Below are 16,491 nucleotides of genomic sequence, written 5' to 3' on the forward strand. Positions count from 1 at the left end.
AAATTCAGTCTGTTTTCAAAGGAGAGAACCATGCGTTTTAATCAATTTAGCTATCTTCCGACCTTTAGTTCTCAACAATTAGATGAATTAGCAAGTCTTGGTCTGGAATTGTCCCCTCAACTGCCCTTAAAAAAGCAATTTGAAGACTTCATCCGTTGGAGTTTTTTCACTTATTCTAACACGGATTATGCCTTATCCACTTTGGCTGCGGATAACGAAACAGATCTATTAACTTTTTTCCAATCAGAGCGTGATTTAACTGCTGATGTTTTCTACACGGTAGTTTTTCAACTTTTAGGGTTTAACTATCTTGTTGACTTTGAGGACGCCGAACAATTCCGTAAAGAAACTGGATTTCCTATTGTTTATGGAGATCTCATCGAAAATCTTTATCAGTTACTCAATACGCGAACGAAAAAAGGAAATACGCTCATCGACCAATTTGTTAGTGACGGACTCATTTTAGAAGACAATCACTACCACTACTTTAACGGTAAGAGCTTGGCAACCTTCTCTACTCATGATGTCATTCGTGAAGTCGTGTATGTCGAGAGTCGTGTGGATACTGATAAAGACGGTCTCCCTGACTTAGTCAAGGTCAGCATTATTCGCCCGCGTTATGATGGACAAATTCCTTCAGTTATGACTGCCAGCCCTTATCACCAAGGGACCAACGTCAAAGCTAGCGATAAAGCTCTCTACAAAATGGAAGGGGAGCTTGAGGTCAAACCTGCCCACACCATTCAGCTTGAGGAGCCCAAGCTGAATTTAGTCGAGCCTATCGGCCAAGCTGAACCCGTCTCTGAAGCTGAAGAAAAGTTAGCTCATATCAATAGCTCATACACTCTCAACGACTACTTCCTCCCACGTGGATTTGCCAATCTCTATGTATCGGGTGTTGGAACCAAAGATTCCCAAGGTCTCATGACCAATGGGGACTACCGGCAAATTGAAGCATATAAAAACGTGATTGACTGGCTTAATGGTCGTTGCCGTGCTTTCACAGACCACACACGCAAACGTCAAGTCAAGGCTGATTGGTCAAACGGCAAAGTTGCAACAACAGGAATTTCCTATCTAGGCACCATGTCCAATGGTCTCGCCACCACTGGTGTTGATGGCTTAGAGGTCATTATCGCTGAAGCAGGTATTTCCTCTTGGTACAACTACTATCGGGAAAATGGTTTGGTGACTAGCCCAGATGGTTATCCAGGTGAGGATTTTGACTCACTTGCTGAATTGACCTACTCCCGTAATCTCCTAGCTGGTGATTATATTAGTGGCAATGGAGTTCATCAGGCAGACTTAGAGAAGGTAAAAGAACAATTAGATCGCAAGACTGGTGACTACAATCAGTTTTGGCATGACCGCAACTATCTACTCAATGCTCACAATGTTCAAGCTGAGGTCGTCTTTACGCATGGTTCTCAGGATTGGAACGTCAAACCTCTTCATGTTTACCAGATGTTTCATGCCCTTCCAACTCATATCAACAAGCACCTCTTTTTCCATCATGGTGCCCATGTCTATATGAACAACTGGCAGTCAATTGACTTCCGCGAGTCCATGAATGCCTTGTTGAGTAAGAAATTGTTAGGACTTGACTCAGGCTATCAACTTCCTACTGTCATCTGGCAGGACAATACCGCACCGCAAACATGGCAGAGACTTGATAACTTTGGCAAACAAGATGAACTGCATACCTTCTCTCTTGGTAATGAGGAAAAAGTGATTCAAAACCAGTATGATCAAAAAGATTTTGAGCGTTATGGCAAGACTTACCAGACCTTTAACACTGAACTTTACCAAGGAAAAGCTAATCAGATCACCATTGACCTTCCAGTAAGTCAAGACATTCACTTAAATGGTCGAGTGGAGCTGAAACTTCGTGTCAAATCAAGTACAAACAAGGGCTTATTGTCTGCTCAAGTCCTCCAACTAGGACAACAGAAGTACCTTCAACCCTATCCAGCGGTTCAATCAGTCCGAACCATTGACAATGGTCGTTACCACATGTTAGAAAATCTCTGTGAACTGCCATTCAACCCAAGTGCCCAACGTGTCATCACCAAAGGCTACCTCAATCTTCAAAACCGAGATGATCTCTTGACAATCGAAGAAATTCAACCAAATGAATGGATGGACTTCAAGCTAGAGCTTCAACCAACTATCTACAAACTTAAAGAAGGAGACACTCTCCGCTTGGTTCTCTACACAACAGACTTTGAGATTACAATTCGAGATAATACAGACTATCAGTTGACTGTTGATTTAGCACAGTCTACTATCACTATTCCCTCATAAAAGGAGCTATTAACACTTATGAACAAATCTGAACACAGACACCAACTTATTCGTGCCCTCGTTTCAAAAAACAAAATCCATACCCAAGTGGAATTACAAGCCTTGTTAGCCGAAAACGATATCCAAGTTACACAGGCAACCTTATCACGCGATATCAAAACCATGAACCTTTCAAAAGTACGATAAGAAGATAATTCTTACTACGTGCTAAATACAGGTTCTATCTCCAAGTGGGAAAAACGTCTCGAAAATTATATGGAAGATGCTCTTGTTATGTTGCGTCCTGTCCAACACCAAGTTATTTTGAAAACTTTACCCGGTTTAGCCCAATCATTTGGATCTGTAATTGATTCCTTGGACTTTCCAGATGTCATTGCAACGCTTTGTGGAGATGATGTCTGCATGATTATCTGTGAAGATGCTACAAAAGCGCAAGCTTGTTTTGAAAGCCTTAAAAAATACGCACCACCATTTTTCTTTGGCGAATAACACAAATCCCGTGATCAAAAGATCACGGGAATTTTTTATTTCTTGGACTGTGTTTCTTCTTTCTTTGTGCGTGCCAATCGAAGAGCACGTTTAGGGTTGAGACGATTAAACAATTCTTCTAGTTTCTTTTCATTCCACACATCTGCTGCAGAAACAAAATTTCCATCTGCATCTCGGAATGATATCGGTTTATCTCCCATATCAATCTCCTAGTCTACAAATTCAAACTCAAATTTATCGATGCGGACCAAATCGCCATCTTTGGCTCCACGCGCACGAAGGGCTTCGTCAACCCCCATACCACGAAGCTGGCGAGCAAACTTCATGACCGATTCGTCACGGTCAAAGTTGGTCATGTTAAAGAGTTTCATGAGTTTTTCACCAGAAAGTACCCATGTAGCATCATCATCACGACTAATCTCAAAGGCCTTTTCTTCCTCATCAAAGCCGTAGTATGCCTCTTCTTCCATATCAGACTCATCATAGATCGGAAATTCTGGAGTCTTGTCCAACAATTCAGCTGTCGCATCCAAAAGAGTTGCCAAACCTTGCTTGGTCAATCCAGAAATAGGGAAGATGGCTGGAAGTTCCTCAAACTCGTCGTAGTTTGCTGCCAACTTCTCCTTGAAAGTTTTCAGATTTTCCTGACTTTCAGGCATATCCATCTTGTTGGCCACAATAATCTGTGGACGTTCCATGAGACGAAGGTTATAAGATTCTAATTCCTTATTGATAGCAAGGTAATCCTCATAAGGATCACGTCCTTCACTAGCTGACATATCGATGACATGGAGGATAACTCGTGTACGTTCGATATGACGAAGAAACTGGGTTCCAAGACCAACACCTTGACTAGCCCCTTCAATCAAACCTGGAAGATCTGCTACTGCAAAAGATTCACCTGACTGCGTACGAACCATGCCCAAATTAGGGACAATCGTCGTAAAGTGGTAAGCACCGATCTTAGGTTTAGCTGAAGTGATGACACTAAGCAATGTTGACTTTCCGACAGATGGGAAACCGACTAGACCAACATCCGCTAGAATCTTCAATTCCAGTTGTAACTCACGTTCTTGACCTGGTTCTCCATTCTCAGAGATTTCAGGCGCAGGATTTTTTGGTGTTGCAAAACGGATATTCCCACGACCGCCTCGACCGCCATGAGCCACGATAAATTCTTGACCATGTGCAATCAAGTCTGTAATGACTTTACCTGTTTCTGCATCACGTACAGTAGTTCCCTGTGGCACACGAACACGAAGGTCTTCTGCACCACGTCCATGCATTCCTTTGGTCATCCCTTTTTCACCGGAATCAGCCTTGAAATGACGGTTATAGCGGAAATCCATCAAGGTACGTAAGCCTTCGTCTACCACGAAAACAACGTTACCTCCACGTCCACCATCACCACCCCAAGGACCGCCATTAGGGACATATTTTTCACGACGAAAGGCAACCATGCCATCGCCACCATTACCAGCCTTGACCTTGATCTTGGCTGTATCTAAAAACATACTCATATTTTCTTCTCACTTTAAAAAGGCTGGGGAGAACCCAGTCATTAGTTATTGTTTCTATTCTCGCAGCTTGCTTAGAATCTGCTAAACGCTCCAAGTGCTGTCGCAAAGATACCAGCAAGGGTTACAAACAACATGATGAGCACGACAACAAGTGTCACTTTCTCAAACAATGTTTTTTTACGTTTTCCATTATCTCCAAAAGCCATAACTTCTCCTTTTTCTATATAATTCTAATTTAATAGTCTGTCGAAACCGGTGCAACCACCCATAAAATGATGTAAGCAAGGATTCCTGCTCCATAACAAAATGCAAGAACACCCCAAACAACACGAACAATTGTTGGGTCAATATCAAAATAATGGGCAACTCCTGCACAGACTCCACCAATTATTTGGTTTTTTCCACTTCGCATTAATTTTTTCATAATATTTTCCTCTTATTCTATTATTTGAATTCATCTTTCCAATAATCTCTGATGCTGGATAATTGCTTCCGAGAAGCCCGCAAAATACGCTTAGACTCTTTTACTGGACTTGTAACAGCCTGTTGGGGTAGATATAAAATCGTTTTTAAAAAGCGCTGACTGACAGGTTTTCCATCATGCAATTCATGTTCAAAGTTATTTGAGATAATGGCATCAAGGTAAAACTCATGTACTCGTTTTCCAAAGTTCTCAGCCGAAATTTCGTACAACTTATCCGCCAACTTTTGTTCAGACATATCAGGAGTAGCGATTAATGCTTCAAGGATAGCTCCCGCAAGCTCTCGTTCTCCGTAGTAGAGGGTACCAAACATTTTATCATTGATCAGGTTATCAAGATAGGGGTTGCCATGAGCGATAACAGGCGTTCCACTGGCTAGACTTTCTAGATAGGTTAAGCCCTGAGTTTCACTCGTTGAGGCAGAGATGAAGAAATCTGCAGCCTTATAGTATAAGGCTGTCTCGCTTGGAGCAATCATACCTGTAAAAATCACATGTTTTTGCAGGTTTAATTTCACTGCTTGCTCTTTCAGACTGTCCAGATAAGGACCGTCTCCAGCAACGACCAGCTTCACCTTATCTTCTTCTTTCAATACTTCAGCAAAAGCATCTAGGACTGCTTGGATATTCTTCTCAAAGGAGATACGAGAAAGACTCAGTAGCATTTTCTCGCCTTCCTGAATACCTAACTTCGAACGAAGTTCTTGCAAGTTTTCCTCTTTAATCTCAGGCCGTTCAAACTTAGCTAGCTCAATTCCGGTTGGAATGACACGTTTTTCAACCTTCACTTTGTATTTAGATAAAAGGTCCCGAACAATCTCACTAGGGCAGATTACTCCATCTACATCACGAAGGAAACCACGTACCAGATATTTTACCATACTTGGACGAATCAACATCCCCTTAGCAATATAATGCACATAGTCTTCGTACTGGGTATGGTAGGTATGGATAACAGGAATTCTCAATTCTCGTGCGATCCAAATCCCTAATAATCCAAGTGAAAATTCTGTCTGGGTATGAATGATATCGAGCTGATACTGCTTGGCGATTTCAAGTGCCTTTGTAAAACCTCGATAGGCAAATCGTCGATCTTTAAATGCAAAGAAAGGAACACTCGGAATTCGAATAATTTGCCAATCCTCGTAGCGGTTCACATCTTTATCTGTTGTTGTAAAGATAAAAACTGCATGGCCTTGCTTCTCAAGCTCTGTCTTCAAGGTTCGAATACTGGTCGCAACCCCGGAAACCTGAGGAAAATAGGTGTCTGTAAATAAACCAATTCGCATAGATTACCTCACTTTTTACCTAGAGCAGCCTGTTCCCGATAAAATTTTAACCAAATTCCCAGTAAACGCTCTTCTGAATACTGCTTGGATATCCTTTTAGCTTTTTCTTTCAATTCTTTCAACGCTTCAGGATTTTCTTTATATTCTAGGATTGCTTCTCTCATCTCAGAGACATCACTTGTAGCACGATAATCTCCCTCAAGAATGACCTTATACAGGTTCAAATCCCTTAACATAATAGGAGCCTCGCAACTAGCTGCCTCTAAGATGGTCATAGGGAATAGTTCATTATAGCTAGGTAGTAAGAACAAATCAGCTAAAGCATACAGTTCCCGCATCCTCTCCGGTGACACAATACCTGGGAAAATTAGATTTTTAGGTGGATTGTCCATAATCTTCTTATAGCGTTCATAACCATCTGTTATTCCACCAAATGAAAAACCACCAGCCCAGATAAAGGTAATTTCTGGCAATTCTTCAGCAAGACGGATAAAATCATCTATCCCTTTTCGTTTCTGAACCTGGCCCGCACCAACCACGACAAACTGATCTTTTGCGAGATCCATTTCTTCACGAAGTTGTGCAACTTGTTCAGCTGGTAATGGATGCCATTTTTCTTTGTTTACAAAATTGGGAATATAAGTTATTTTTTCTCGTGGAATACCCGCAGCAACTAGATCCTCGATAAACATGGGATTGACCACCACCAAGTGTTCCATCCGATTGTAAAAGGAAAAAACATAGCGTTTGACAATTCCTTTTAGGAAAAATGGAATTTTCAAACTCCCTTCGAGTGTCTCAGGCAAGAAATGCACATAGCCAACTTTTCTCCCAGAGCGTTTCTTTTGAAATGTGGATAAATAATAAGGGAAATCAATGGTGTGAAAGTGGGTTACGTCTGCCTCTACAGGAAGATTCTCCGTAACAATTAACTGATCTTTGGCATCACGGTGAAGGAGACTAACCAATTCTCTATAAGCTCCTGATACTCCTTGACCAGCCACTTTTTCACTTGAACTTAGCATATTAATACGCAATTTTTTGTTTTCCATATTACTCATTATACCATTTTATTTCAAGAAAATCAGTAAAAGAAAGAAGAGACCAGAGGAAAATGGAGGAGCCCCTCTCTTTTCCAATCGTCTCTCGTAATTTTCCAATCGATTACTTAATTCCTAGGGCGATACGCGCATAGCGACTCATTTTTTCAACCGTCCAGGCTGGATACCAGACCAATTTGACTTCGATATTGGTTACCTCAGGCACCTCTGTCATCGCATCGTGTATCTGGTCTGTTAAGAGGTCAGCCAGTGGGCAACCCATAGTTGTCAAGGTCATATCAATTTCCGTGTGACCTGTTTCACCATCAAAACGAATCTCGTAAATCAAACCTAGGTTGACAATATCAATTCCCAACTCAGGGTCGATGACCTCTTCCAAGGCATTTAAAATGCGTGTTTTGATCGTTTCAATTTGCTCTTCTGTATAAGTCATGTTATTCCTCACTCTTAGTCTTCAATAAAATCACGAAGTGGTTTGCTGCGACTTGGTTGACGCAATTTTCTCAAAGCCTTGGCTTCAATCTGACGAATACGCTCACGAGTCACGTTAAAGACTTTACCAACATCTTCAAGAGTACGCATTTTCCCATCATCTAGTCCGAAACGCAAGCGCAAGACGTTTTCTTCACGGTCTGTAAGAGTATCCAAGACTTCATCCAACTGCTCACGCAAAACGATACGAGTTGTGTAGTCTACTGGATTTTCAATCACTTCGTCTTCGATAAAGTCCCCAAGATGGCTATCGTCCTCTTCACCAATCGGTGTTTCAAGTGATACTGGTTCTTGAGCGATTTTCAAGATTTCACGGACCTTGTCAGGTGTCATATCCATACGCTCAGCGATTTGTTCAGGAGTTGGATCTTGCCCCAATTCCTGAAGGAGATTCCGCTGTTCACGGACAAGCTTGTTAATGGTTTCAACCATGTGGACAGGGATACGAATGGTACGAGCCTGGTCAGCGATGGCACGAGTGATTGCCTGACGAATCCACCAAGTTGCGTAAGTTGAAAACTTAAATCCTTTTGAATAGTCAAACTTGTCAACAGCCTTCATCAAGCCCATGTTTCCTTCTTGGATCAAGTCAAGAAACTGCATGCCACGCCCTACGTAGCGCTTAGCGATAGAAACCACCAAACGAAGGTTGGCTTCGGCAAGACGTTGTTTGGCCTCGATATCACCAGCCTCAACAGCTAGGGCCAATTCTTTTTCCTCTTCGTTGGTCAAGAGAGGAACGACCCCGATTTCCTTCAAATACATACGGACTGGGTCATTAACCTTGGCAGAAGTTGAGCCAATCAAGTCCTCATCACTGAGTTCTGGTTCTTCTTCTGTACTAAGAACACGCGCACTTGGATTTCCTTCATTATCTGTGATAGAAATTCCAGCATCCTGAATCCGTTGCAAAAGGTCTTCAATGCCGTCTGCATCCAAAGTAAAAGGAATAACCAGACTTGAATTGATTTCGTCGTCTGTTGCTGTTCCTGTTTTTTTGTGGTTACGGATAAAGTCTGCTACTTGCACATCAAATGTGGTTACTTCTTTTTGTTTTGTTGCCATTATTACTCCATTCTTCTCTTTTGGGAAATCAATCGTTGCAATTCTTCCAAGGCTGTGTCTGTATCTCCTACATGACTAGCTTCCTGCACTTTCTTTTTAATTCTTAAGTTGTCCTTGCTGAGGAGGGCACGGTTTCGAGTCGCTTCGACTTCCACGAGCTCCTGAGGCGACATCTCAGCTGGCAAATCCAGACTAAGCACGTGGTACCAGGCATTTTCAACTTCAGGCGTCTGATGAGAAAGCTCCTCTGAGCCGATTTCTCCTTGCTCACTTAATAATTCGTAAAGAATCTGAAATTCTGGGGTATCAAAGAAAAAATCTTCTCTTAATCGATAGTCATTCAAAACAACTGGATTCTCAGCCATCCTATAGAGGAGATGAGCCTCTGCTCTCATGACTGCTGTCAGTTGCCGCGTTACAGGTAAACTAATCGCTGCTGGAGGTTGCTCCTCTTTGACTCTTTCCTGCCTTTGAACAATGCGACTTTCATTTACTATCTGTTCCACCTGCTGGTAATCAAAAGAAGGTAGATTATCCGCCAGAATATGGATATAAGAATTCTGGGCAGTGATAGACTTTTCTTTGGCGATTAGGGGTGCAATCTTTTCAATGAACTCGATTTGCGCCTGCAAGTTATCACTATTTTCTGGCTTGAGCTGGTAAATATAGAACTCTATAGGGCTAATCCGAGTCTTGGTTAAAAGGTAAGCCAGGTCTTCAGCAGAATTCTTTTGCAAATACTCATCTGGGTCCATAGCATCAGGTACTCGAACAACTTCCACTGAAAAGTCTTTTAACTCCTCTAGTGCCTTGGCTGTTGCTGCCTGTCCTGCCTTGTCACCATCATAGCTGAGAACAATTTTTTTGGTAAAGCGTTTGAGGTGGTCAACATGCTCCTTGCTTAAGGCTGTTCCCATGGAAGCTACAGCATTTTCTATACCAGCACGGTAGGCTGCGATCACATCCATGAAGCCTTCCATCAGATAGAGCTCTGTAATCTTACCTGTTCCCTTTTTTGCCTTGTCCAAATGATACAATTCGTAACTCTTGTTAAAAATTGCAGTCGAGCGACTATTTTTATACTTGGCAGTCTGATTATCTGTTTCTTGCCAAATACGACCTGAAAAGGCAATAACCTGCCCCTTGTCATTGGTCAAAGGAAAGACGATACGTCCGAAAAAGGTATCAAAGAACTGATTGTCATCTGACAAATAAAACAAGCCAGATTCCAATAAATCCTTTTCCTCAAACTTGCCAGATAAACGTTGGTAAAGATAGTTTCTCTCGGCTGGAGCTAGTCCAATTTGGAAGTGCTTCAGAACTTCATCCGTCAACCCACGTTTGTAGAGATAAGCCCTTGCTTCTTCTCCCATCTTAGTCGTCATGAGGATTGCATGGTAAAAGCGTGCTGCTTCTTCATGCATATCATATAGAGCTTGATGAGGAGAAAACTGTTGAGGACGAGACTGGATAGGCATAGCTAGTTGAATACCGACACGCTCACCTAAGAGCTGAACAGCTTCCATGAAGGACACGCCTTGGTATTCTTCGATAAACTTAAAGACATCTCCTGAACGACCACAGCCAAAACAGTGATAAAACTGCTTGTCTTCCACAACGTTGAAAGAGGGGGTCTTTTCACCATGAAAAGGACAGAGCCCTAAATAGTTCCGTCCAGCCTTCTGTAAAGAAATCACATCACCTATGACTTCCACAATGTTGGCATTGTTTTTGATTTCTTCAATGACTTGCTTGTCAACCATACACAATACCTCCATCTTATCATAGTTTCACGTAAACTAGTATAGCTTATTTCTGAAAAAAAGTAAACCATTTCATACGCTTTCCGTAATTCTCTTTGTCTTATTTTTCCAGATAGAAAGAGGAGATAAAAAACTCAGAAACACTTCCATGCTTCTAAGTTTCTCTTCTCTATTTTTTGATGATTATTTAACTCATTTATTCAAATAATTGATAGTAGTCTGAAATTTTCATCTTAGCTTTTTCTTCTTTATTGAGGTCTTGGATGATACGACCTTCCTTCATGACAATCAGACGGTTTCCATACTTCAGTGCATCTTCCATATGGTGGGTAATCATCAAGGCTGTCAGATGATCCTTGCTGACAAAGTCATCTGTTAGTTGCATCAAGGCCACACTTGTTTTTGGGTCAAGAGCTGCTGTGTGTTCATCCAACAAGAGCAACTCTGGTCGCTTCAAGGTTGCCATCAAGAGACTCAAGGCCTGACGTTGTCCACCTGAAAGAAACTCAATCGGAGTATCTAGATGCTTTTCAAGACCATTTCCCACTTTTTCAATGGTAGCCTGAAACTCTCCCCGATGACTTGATAGCCTTCTAGGAAGGAGTCCTCTCTTCTCACCACGAAACTTGGCAATCAAGAGATTTTCCGCCACCGTCATACGAGGAGCCGTACCCATTTTAGGATCCTGAAAGACACGAGACAAGTACTTAGCCCGCTTTTCAGGTGAAAAATGCGTCACATCCTCGCCCATGATACGGATACTTCCACTTGTTAAAGGCAAGGTACCTGCAATAGTGTTAAAAAGCGTTGACTTCCCAGCTCCATTTCCCCCTAAGATGATAATAAAATCATGTTCGAAAATTTCAAGAGAAACATCATTCAGAATGATTTTTTCCTCGTCAAAGCCATTCGTGATGACTTTGGTGGCATTTTTTAATTCTACAATTGCTGTCATTTGCTAAACTTGACTCCTTTCAGGTATTTGCTTTTGAAGGTTGGAATCATGAGACAAACTGCCAAAATCAAGGCGCTGTACAAACGAAGATAACTTGTATTAAACCCAAGAGCAATCACTCCCCAAACGAGGAATTGATAAGCAATAGACCCTACAACGATGGTCATGAGTCGCTCTGCCAGGGTCAAACTCTTGAACAAAACCTCACCAATAATCAAGCTAGCAAGCCCTACGACAATCACGCCGATTCCTCGAGAAACATCTGCATATCCTTCTTGTTGAGCAATTAAGGCTCCTGCAAGCGCGATAATCCCATTTGAGAGAACCAAGCCCATGAGTTCCATACGACCCGTATTGATACCAAAGCTACGAGCCATATCGGGATTGTCACCTGTAGCGATGTAGGCCTGACCTAGTTTGGTATCAAGGAAAAAGAGCATGAGACCAATAACAAGAGCTACAAAGATTAATCCAATCAGAAGTTGGTTAAGGTCTGAATCCAAAGGCAAGACATCCTGAATTTGCTTGGTTCCAAGAAGCCCCAGATTGGCACGCCCCATAATCATGAGCATGATGGAATGGCAGGAAGTCATGACCAGAATCCCTGATAAGAGGGTTGGAATGTTTCCTTTGGTATATAAGAGACCTGTCGCCATTCCAGCTAGACAGCCCGCTCCTACAGCGGCTAGGGTCGCTAAGAACGGATTGACTCCCTGTGTTATCAAAGTTACAGCTACTGCTCCCCCTAGTGGGAAAGAGCCCTCAGTCGTCATATCAGGGAAATTCAAAATTCGAAAAGTCATAAAGATTCCCAAACCTAAAATCGCCCAGACCATCCCCTGAGAAATAATGGATACTATCATAATCTTTCACTCATTTCTTTCTTTAGTAAAAATGGGAGGAGATGTGTCCAGCTCCTCCTTTATCTTTATTCAATCACTTGTCCTGCTTCTTTTAGAACGGACTCAGGAATGGTGATACCAAGTTCCTGCGCTAGTTTTTTGTTGATAACCGACTTACCAGTTGAGAAGACATTAACTGGAGTATCAGCTGGTTTTTCACCTTTCAAAACTTTGGCAATCATTTTACCAGTAGCCACTCCAAGATCGTGTTGGTCAACTACTACAGATGCTAATCCACCTGCTTCTACCATGGCAGTAGCACTTGGGTAGATTGGCTTTTTAGCTGTTTGGTTGCTTGAAACAACTGTTGAGAATGCTGATGCGATGGTGTTGTCAATTGGAACCCAAATCGCATCGACCTTGCTTGTCATGACATTAACTGTTGAAGCAATTTCATTTGTTGATGGAACAGCAAATGTTTCGACTGTCAAACCTGCTTTTTCAGCATAAGCCTTGAATTCTTCTACCTGTGTTTTTGAGTTATCTTCGCTACTTGAGTAAAGAGCGCCGATTGTTTTGACATTTGGTGTCAAAGTTTTAATCAATTCCACTTGCTGTTCAGCTGGGTTATGATCTGACACCCCTGTGATGTTGCCACCTGGTTTTTTCAAATCTTTGACCAAGTTAGCACCGATTGGATCTGTAATAGCTGCCATGATAACAGGTAGGTCTTTTGTAGCACTAGCAAGTCCTTGAGCAGCTGGTGTTGCAATCCCAACAACAAGATCATTTCCATTTGCCACCAATTGTTTACTCATGGTTGCAACCTTGCTCTGATCACCTTCAGAGTTCATAAAGTCGATTTTTACCTGATCGTCCTTATAGCCTTCTTCAGCTAGTCCATCTTGAATCCCTTGGTAAATCAAGTCCAAGGATGGGTGACTAACAAATTGAAGGACACCAACCTTAGCAACCTTTTGCTCTTCCTTAGCTGCTGGCTTGTTCATTGATGAATAAATCAAGCTAGCCACTACCAATACTGCTAATCCAGCGATAATTCCAATCAAACGTTTATTTTTCATTTTTCTTTCTCCTTAATTCTTTTATCTTAACTTTTTAAATCACATCATCAAGCGATGCCATCGTTTAAATTCCATCATCATCATCCTCCTAATAGAAAAAGTCCTCACACAAAAAACTTGTGTGAGGACGTCGATGCGCGGTGCCACCTCAATTATAGGGACTATCCCTATCGCTCTTTCTCGCATTCACGAGTTGCACTGTAAGGTGTGCTCACCGAATTTTTATGATTTCAAATTCTTTATAACATTCAGCCCAATTTTCATCACTTTCATCTATCTGTTTCCACCAACCACAGACTCTCTTAAAAACTTCAATGATTACTTTCTGAATGTTTAAATTATATCATTTTTCAATTACTTGTCAAGGCTATTTTTAGAATTTTTCAAACAATTCAAAAACTTCCCCTTGAAAAAAGAGGAAGTTTGTAGAATATTAGCCTGAATTACGCAAACCGGTTGCAATTCCGTTGATAGTTGTATGGATTAGTTTTTCTTCGTCTACCGACAATTCACCACGACGTTGACGTTTAATCAACTCCAACTGGATATAGTTAAGGATATTAAAGTAAGGCATACGATAGTTTAGACTGTCTTTTAGGTAGGAATTTTCTGCCAAGAGTTCGTCATAACCTTCGATAGCTAGAATAACGTTCTTGGTCAATTGCCATTCATCTAAAATAGTGTAGTAGATAGCCTGCACTTCTTCATCTTCACAGAGCTTGGCATATTCAAAAGCAATGTTCATATTAGACTTAGACAAAACCATGTCTACATTGGAAAGCAAAGATTGGAAGAAAGGCCAGTTTTGGTACATATCACGAAGGAATTCGATATTCTTTGGATCTTGATCAATAAACTCTTTAAAGCTTGATCCCACACCATACCATCCAGGGAACATGACACGGCTTTGTGACCATGAGAAGACCCAAGGAATGGCACGTAGACCACCGATTTCAGTGATGGTCTTGCGAGCTGCTGGACGCGAACCGATATTAAAGCTTGAAATTGCCTTGATTGGGCTTGACTCGAAGAAATAGTCATAGAAATGTTCATTTCCAAAGACCAAATCACGGTAGATATCGTAGCTACGGTCCACCACTTGATCCATAACAGCTTCATAACGATTTGACGTGTTGGTATCGCTCTTCTTCTTGGTAATCATACGGTTAATGGCTGCAGAAACCAACATTTCAAGGTTATAATAGGCAGCGTCTTTGTTTCCGTATTTGTTTCCAATGACTTCTCCTTGCTCAGTCAGACGGATACGATCCTTGATAGACTTGAGCGGTTGAGATGTGATGGCTTCATAAGTTGGACCACCACCTCGACCAACAGTACCACCACGTCCATGGAAGAAGGTGACTTTAACACCAAATTCATCCCCAATAGCAGTCAGTTGTTGTTGAGCTTTATAGAGAGTCCAACATGATGATAAATAACCACCATCTTTATTACTATCGGAGTAGCCAAGCATGATTTCTTGGTAGTTGTCTTTTGAAGCAATCCATTTTTTAGCCAATGGAAGAGAGAAGTATCTTCTCATGGTTTCTTCCGAGTGATCCAAGTCTTCAATCGTTTCAAAGAGGGGAACAATTTGAACGCGCGCTTTTTGAGCATCAACTAAGCCCACTTCCTTGAGCATGATGGCTAATTCTAGCATATCAGATACACTTGTCGCGTGAGAGATGATGGTTTGGCGAATGACATTTTCACCCAATTTATCCTTCAACTTGCGAGCAGCTTTAAAGATAGATAGTTCTTTTTCAAGCAGTTCTGACTTTTCAGCATGAGTCGCTGAGAGGATACGAGGGTCTTCTTCCAACTCTTTTAAGAGGAGGGCGCATTTTTCGTCTTCAGAGAGATCGCTATAGTGGTCATTGATGCCAGCAGATGCTAACAATTCAGCCACACAGGCTTCATGGACGCTAGAGTCTTGGCGCATGTCGATAGAAGCAAGGTAGAAGCCAAAGATTTCAACGGCTTGCATTAACTCGACAAATTCTCCTGAGATCAGGTATTCCCCCTTGTTCTCAAGGAGAGAATCTCGAATGGCCAACAAGTCTTGATAAAATTCATCTGCAGTAGCATATCTAGGCTGAAGATCCTTATCTTCAATGAGATAAGCCTTAGTTGCCTGCATCTTAGCTTGGATATCAAAAAGAGCACGACGATAGAGTTCTTTTTCGCGGTAAATGGAGTTATCTTGTGACTTAAGCGCCATCTCACGAACCTTGTCGCTGACATTCACGATGCTGGTTGAAAGTGAAAATTCACGATAAAGATTATAAATCTTTTCATCGTAGTAATTCATGATGACTTCGCACTGAGTCAAGGCTGATTTGTTGAGGGTTTCCGCTGTTACGAAAGGATTTCCATCGCGGTCTCCTCCAATCCACATCCCCATAGTAATTGGTTTTGGATGTTCGAGCTCAATTCCTTGTTCTTTAGCTAGTTTCTTATATTCAGCCGTCAAACGTGGCACAGCATTCAGGAATGAACTTTGATAGTACTCCATCACGTTGGTGATTTCGTTGGTTACCTTCAATTTCTTCTCACGAATCATGTCTGTTTGCATGATAATTTCAATGTAACGACGGAGATCCATGTTCCATTTTTCTTTATTAATCAAACCTAGTTTGACATCACGATACTTGCGCAAAAGAGTATGGATATGGTTGGTCAAGTCCAGCATACTCTTGCGTTGTACTTGCGTTGGATGGGCGGTCAAGACAGGAACGACATTTAACTTTTCTAAAATTTCAGCTGCATTTTCTTTTTCAGCTACCATCTTTATGGTTGTAGACAATTTCCCTAGATAGTCTTGGTCCACATTGTTCTGGTGGTTAATTTTATAGGCTAAGTCCACATCCTCAGATATATTAATCAAGAGTGGAAGGATAGAGAAATAACGAGAAATGTAAATCATTTCTTCATTGGAAAGGCTAGTCACCAGTTCATTGAGCCCTTGATAGTTTTCATTTGTTGATAATTCCTTCAACTGCATGATTTTTTCAAAGGTCTCTGGCGCTAGCATATTTTTTGTAATATCTTCTAGTAACTCTGTCAAAATCAAGACTTCTTCTTGGATGACGGCTTTATTACTATAGTTTTCTAATTTCTGAAGAGACATATATTTTTCCTTTCCATA

General features: G+C 41.5%; 14 protein-coding genes, 1 pseudogene and 1 other annotated feature. Of the genes and pseudogenes, 2 read left to right on the forward strand and 13 right to left on the reverse strand.

What is annotated here, in order from left to right; all coding sequences use genetic code 11:
• Positions 1 to 30: 30 nt before the first annotated feature.
• Positions 31 to 2,304 (forward strand): Xaa-Pro dipeptidyl-peptidase, encoded by a 2,274-nt coding sequence (locus DB729_RS06375; RefSeq protein WP_109289955.1) that lies wholly within the window; start codon positions 31 to 33, stop codon positions 2,302 to 2,304.
• 18 nt (positions 2,305 to 2,322) lie between these two features.
• Positions 2,323 to 2,793, forward strand: a pseudogene (locus DB729_RS06380) (arginine repressor).
• Positions 2,794 to 2,828: 35 nt separating this feature from the next.
• On the opposite strand, the gene DB729_RS06385 reads toward DB729_RS06380, so the two are convergent.
• The 13 genes from DB729_RS06385 to ppc form a co-directional block, all read right to left on the reverse strand.
• On the reverse strand, positions 2,829 to 2,993 hold the full coding sequence (locus tag DB729_RS06385; protein WP_000502578.1) for a hypothetical protein: 165 nt from the start codon (positions 2,991 to 2,993) through the stop codon (positions 2,829 to 2,831).
• 9 nt (positions 2,994 to 3,002) lie between these two features.
• On the reverse strand, positions 3,003 to 4,313 hold the full coding sequence (obgE, locus tag DB729_RS06390) for a GTPase ObgE (protein WP_084854109.1): 1,311 nt from the start codon (positions 4,311 to 4,313) through the stop codon (positions 3,003 to 3,005).
• A 71-nt stretch (positions 4,314 to 4,384) separates the two neighbouring features.
• On the reverse strand, positions 4,385 to 4,519 hold the full coding sequence (locus DB729_RS06395; RefSeq protein ID WP_000863851.1) for a DUF4044 domain-containing protein: 135 nt from the start codon (positions 4,517 to 4,519) through the stop codon (positions 4,385 to 4,387).
• 29 nt (positions 4,520 to 4,548) lie between these two features.
• Positions 4,549 to 4,725 (reverse strand): PspC domain-containing protein, encoded by a 177-nt coding sequence (locus tag DB729_RS06400; RefSeq protein WP_007519479.1) that lies wholly within the window; start codon positions 4,723 to 4,725, stop codon positions 4,549 to 4,551.
• Between the two features lie 32 nt (positions 4,726 to 4,757).
• Positions 4,758 to 6,083 carry a glycosyltransferase family 4 protein gene (locus tag DB729_RS06405; protein ID WP_109289954.1) on the reverse strand — a complete coding sequence of 442 codons (1,326 nt, stop codon included), beginning with the start codon at positions 6,081 to 6,083 and terminating at the stop codon, positions 4,758 to 4,760.
• Positions 6,084 to 6,091: 8 nt separating this feature from the next.
• Positions 6,092 to 7,135, reverse strand: coding sequence for a glycosyltransferase family 4 protein (locus DB729_RS06410; protein ID WP_208288051.1), 1,044 nt, complete (start codon positions 7,133 to 7,135; stop codon positions 6,092 to 6,094).
• Between the two features lie 112 nt (positions 7,136 to 7,247).
• Positions 7,248 to 7,577 (reverse strand): metal-sulfur cluster assembly factor, encoded by a 330-nt coding sequence (locus DB729_RS06415; protein WP_033584109.1) that lies wholly within the window; start codon positions 7,575 to 7,577, stop codon positions 7,248 to 7,250.
• A gap of 14 nt (positions 7,578 to 7,591) precedes the next feature.
• Entirely contained in the window at positions 7,592 to 8,701 is a 1,110-nt protein-coding gene (gene rpoD / locus DB729_RS06420; RefSeq protein WP_000201893.1) for an RNA polymerase sigma factor RpoD, read from the reverse strand.
• 2 nt (positions 8,702 to 8,703) lie between these two features.
• On the reverse strand, positions 8,704 to 10,464 hold the full coding sequence (gene dnaG, locus DB729_RS06425) for a DNA primase (RefSeq protein WP_109289953.1): 1,761 nt from the start codon (positions 10,462 to 10,464) through the stop codon (positions 8,704 to 8,706).
• Positions 10,465 to 10,660: 196 nt separating this feature from the next.
• Entirely contained in the window at positions 10,661 to 11,419 is a 759-nt protein-coding gene (locus DB729_RS06430; protein WP_109289952.1) for an ABC transporter ATP-binding protein, read from the reverse strand.
• On the reverse strand, positions 11,416 to 12,282 hold the full coding sequence (locus DB729_RS06435; RefSeq protein WP_042768661.1) for an ABC transporter permease: 867 nt from the start codon (positions 12,280 to 12,282) through the stop codon (positions 11,416 to 11,418). The genes DB729_RS06430 and DB729_RS06435 overlap by 4 nt, the downstream gene beginning before the upstream one ends.
• 65 nt (positions 12,283 to 12,347) lie before the next feature.
• Positions 12,348 to 13,343 carry a tryptophan ABC transporter substrate-binding protein gene (gene trpX / locus DB729_RS06440; RefSeq protein WP_084920975.1) on the reverse strand — a complete coding sequence of 332 codons (996 nt, stop codon included), beginning with the start codon at positions 13,341 to 13,343 and terminating at the stop codon, positions 12,348 to 12,350.
• Between the two features lie 120 nt (positions 13,344 to 13,463).
• Positions 13,464 to 13,680: a binding site (T-box leader), on the reverse strand.
• Between the two features lie 96 nt (positions 13,681 to 13,776).
• Positions 13,777 to 16,473 (reverse strand): phosphoenolpyruvate carboxylase, encoded by a 2,697-nt coding sequence (ppc, locus tag DB729_RS06445; protein ID WP_109289951.1) that lies wholly within the window; start codon positions 16,471 to 16,473, stop codon positions 13,777 to 13,779.
• Positions 16,474 to 16,491 lie beyond the last annotated feature (18 nt).

It is taken from the genome of Streptococcus halitosis (assembly GCF_003143695.2).
Taxonomy (GTDB): Bacteria; Bacillota; Bacilli; order Lactobacillales; family Streptococcaceae; genus Streptococcus; species Streptococcus halitosis.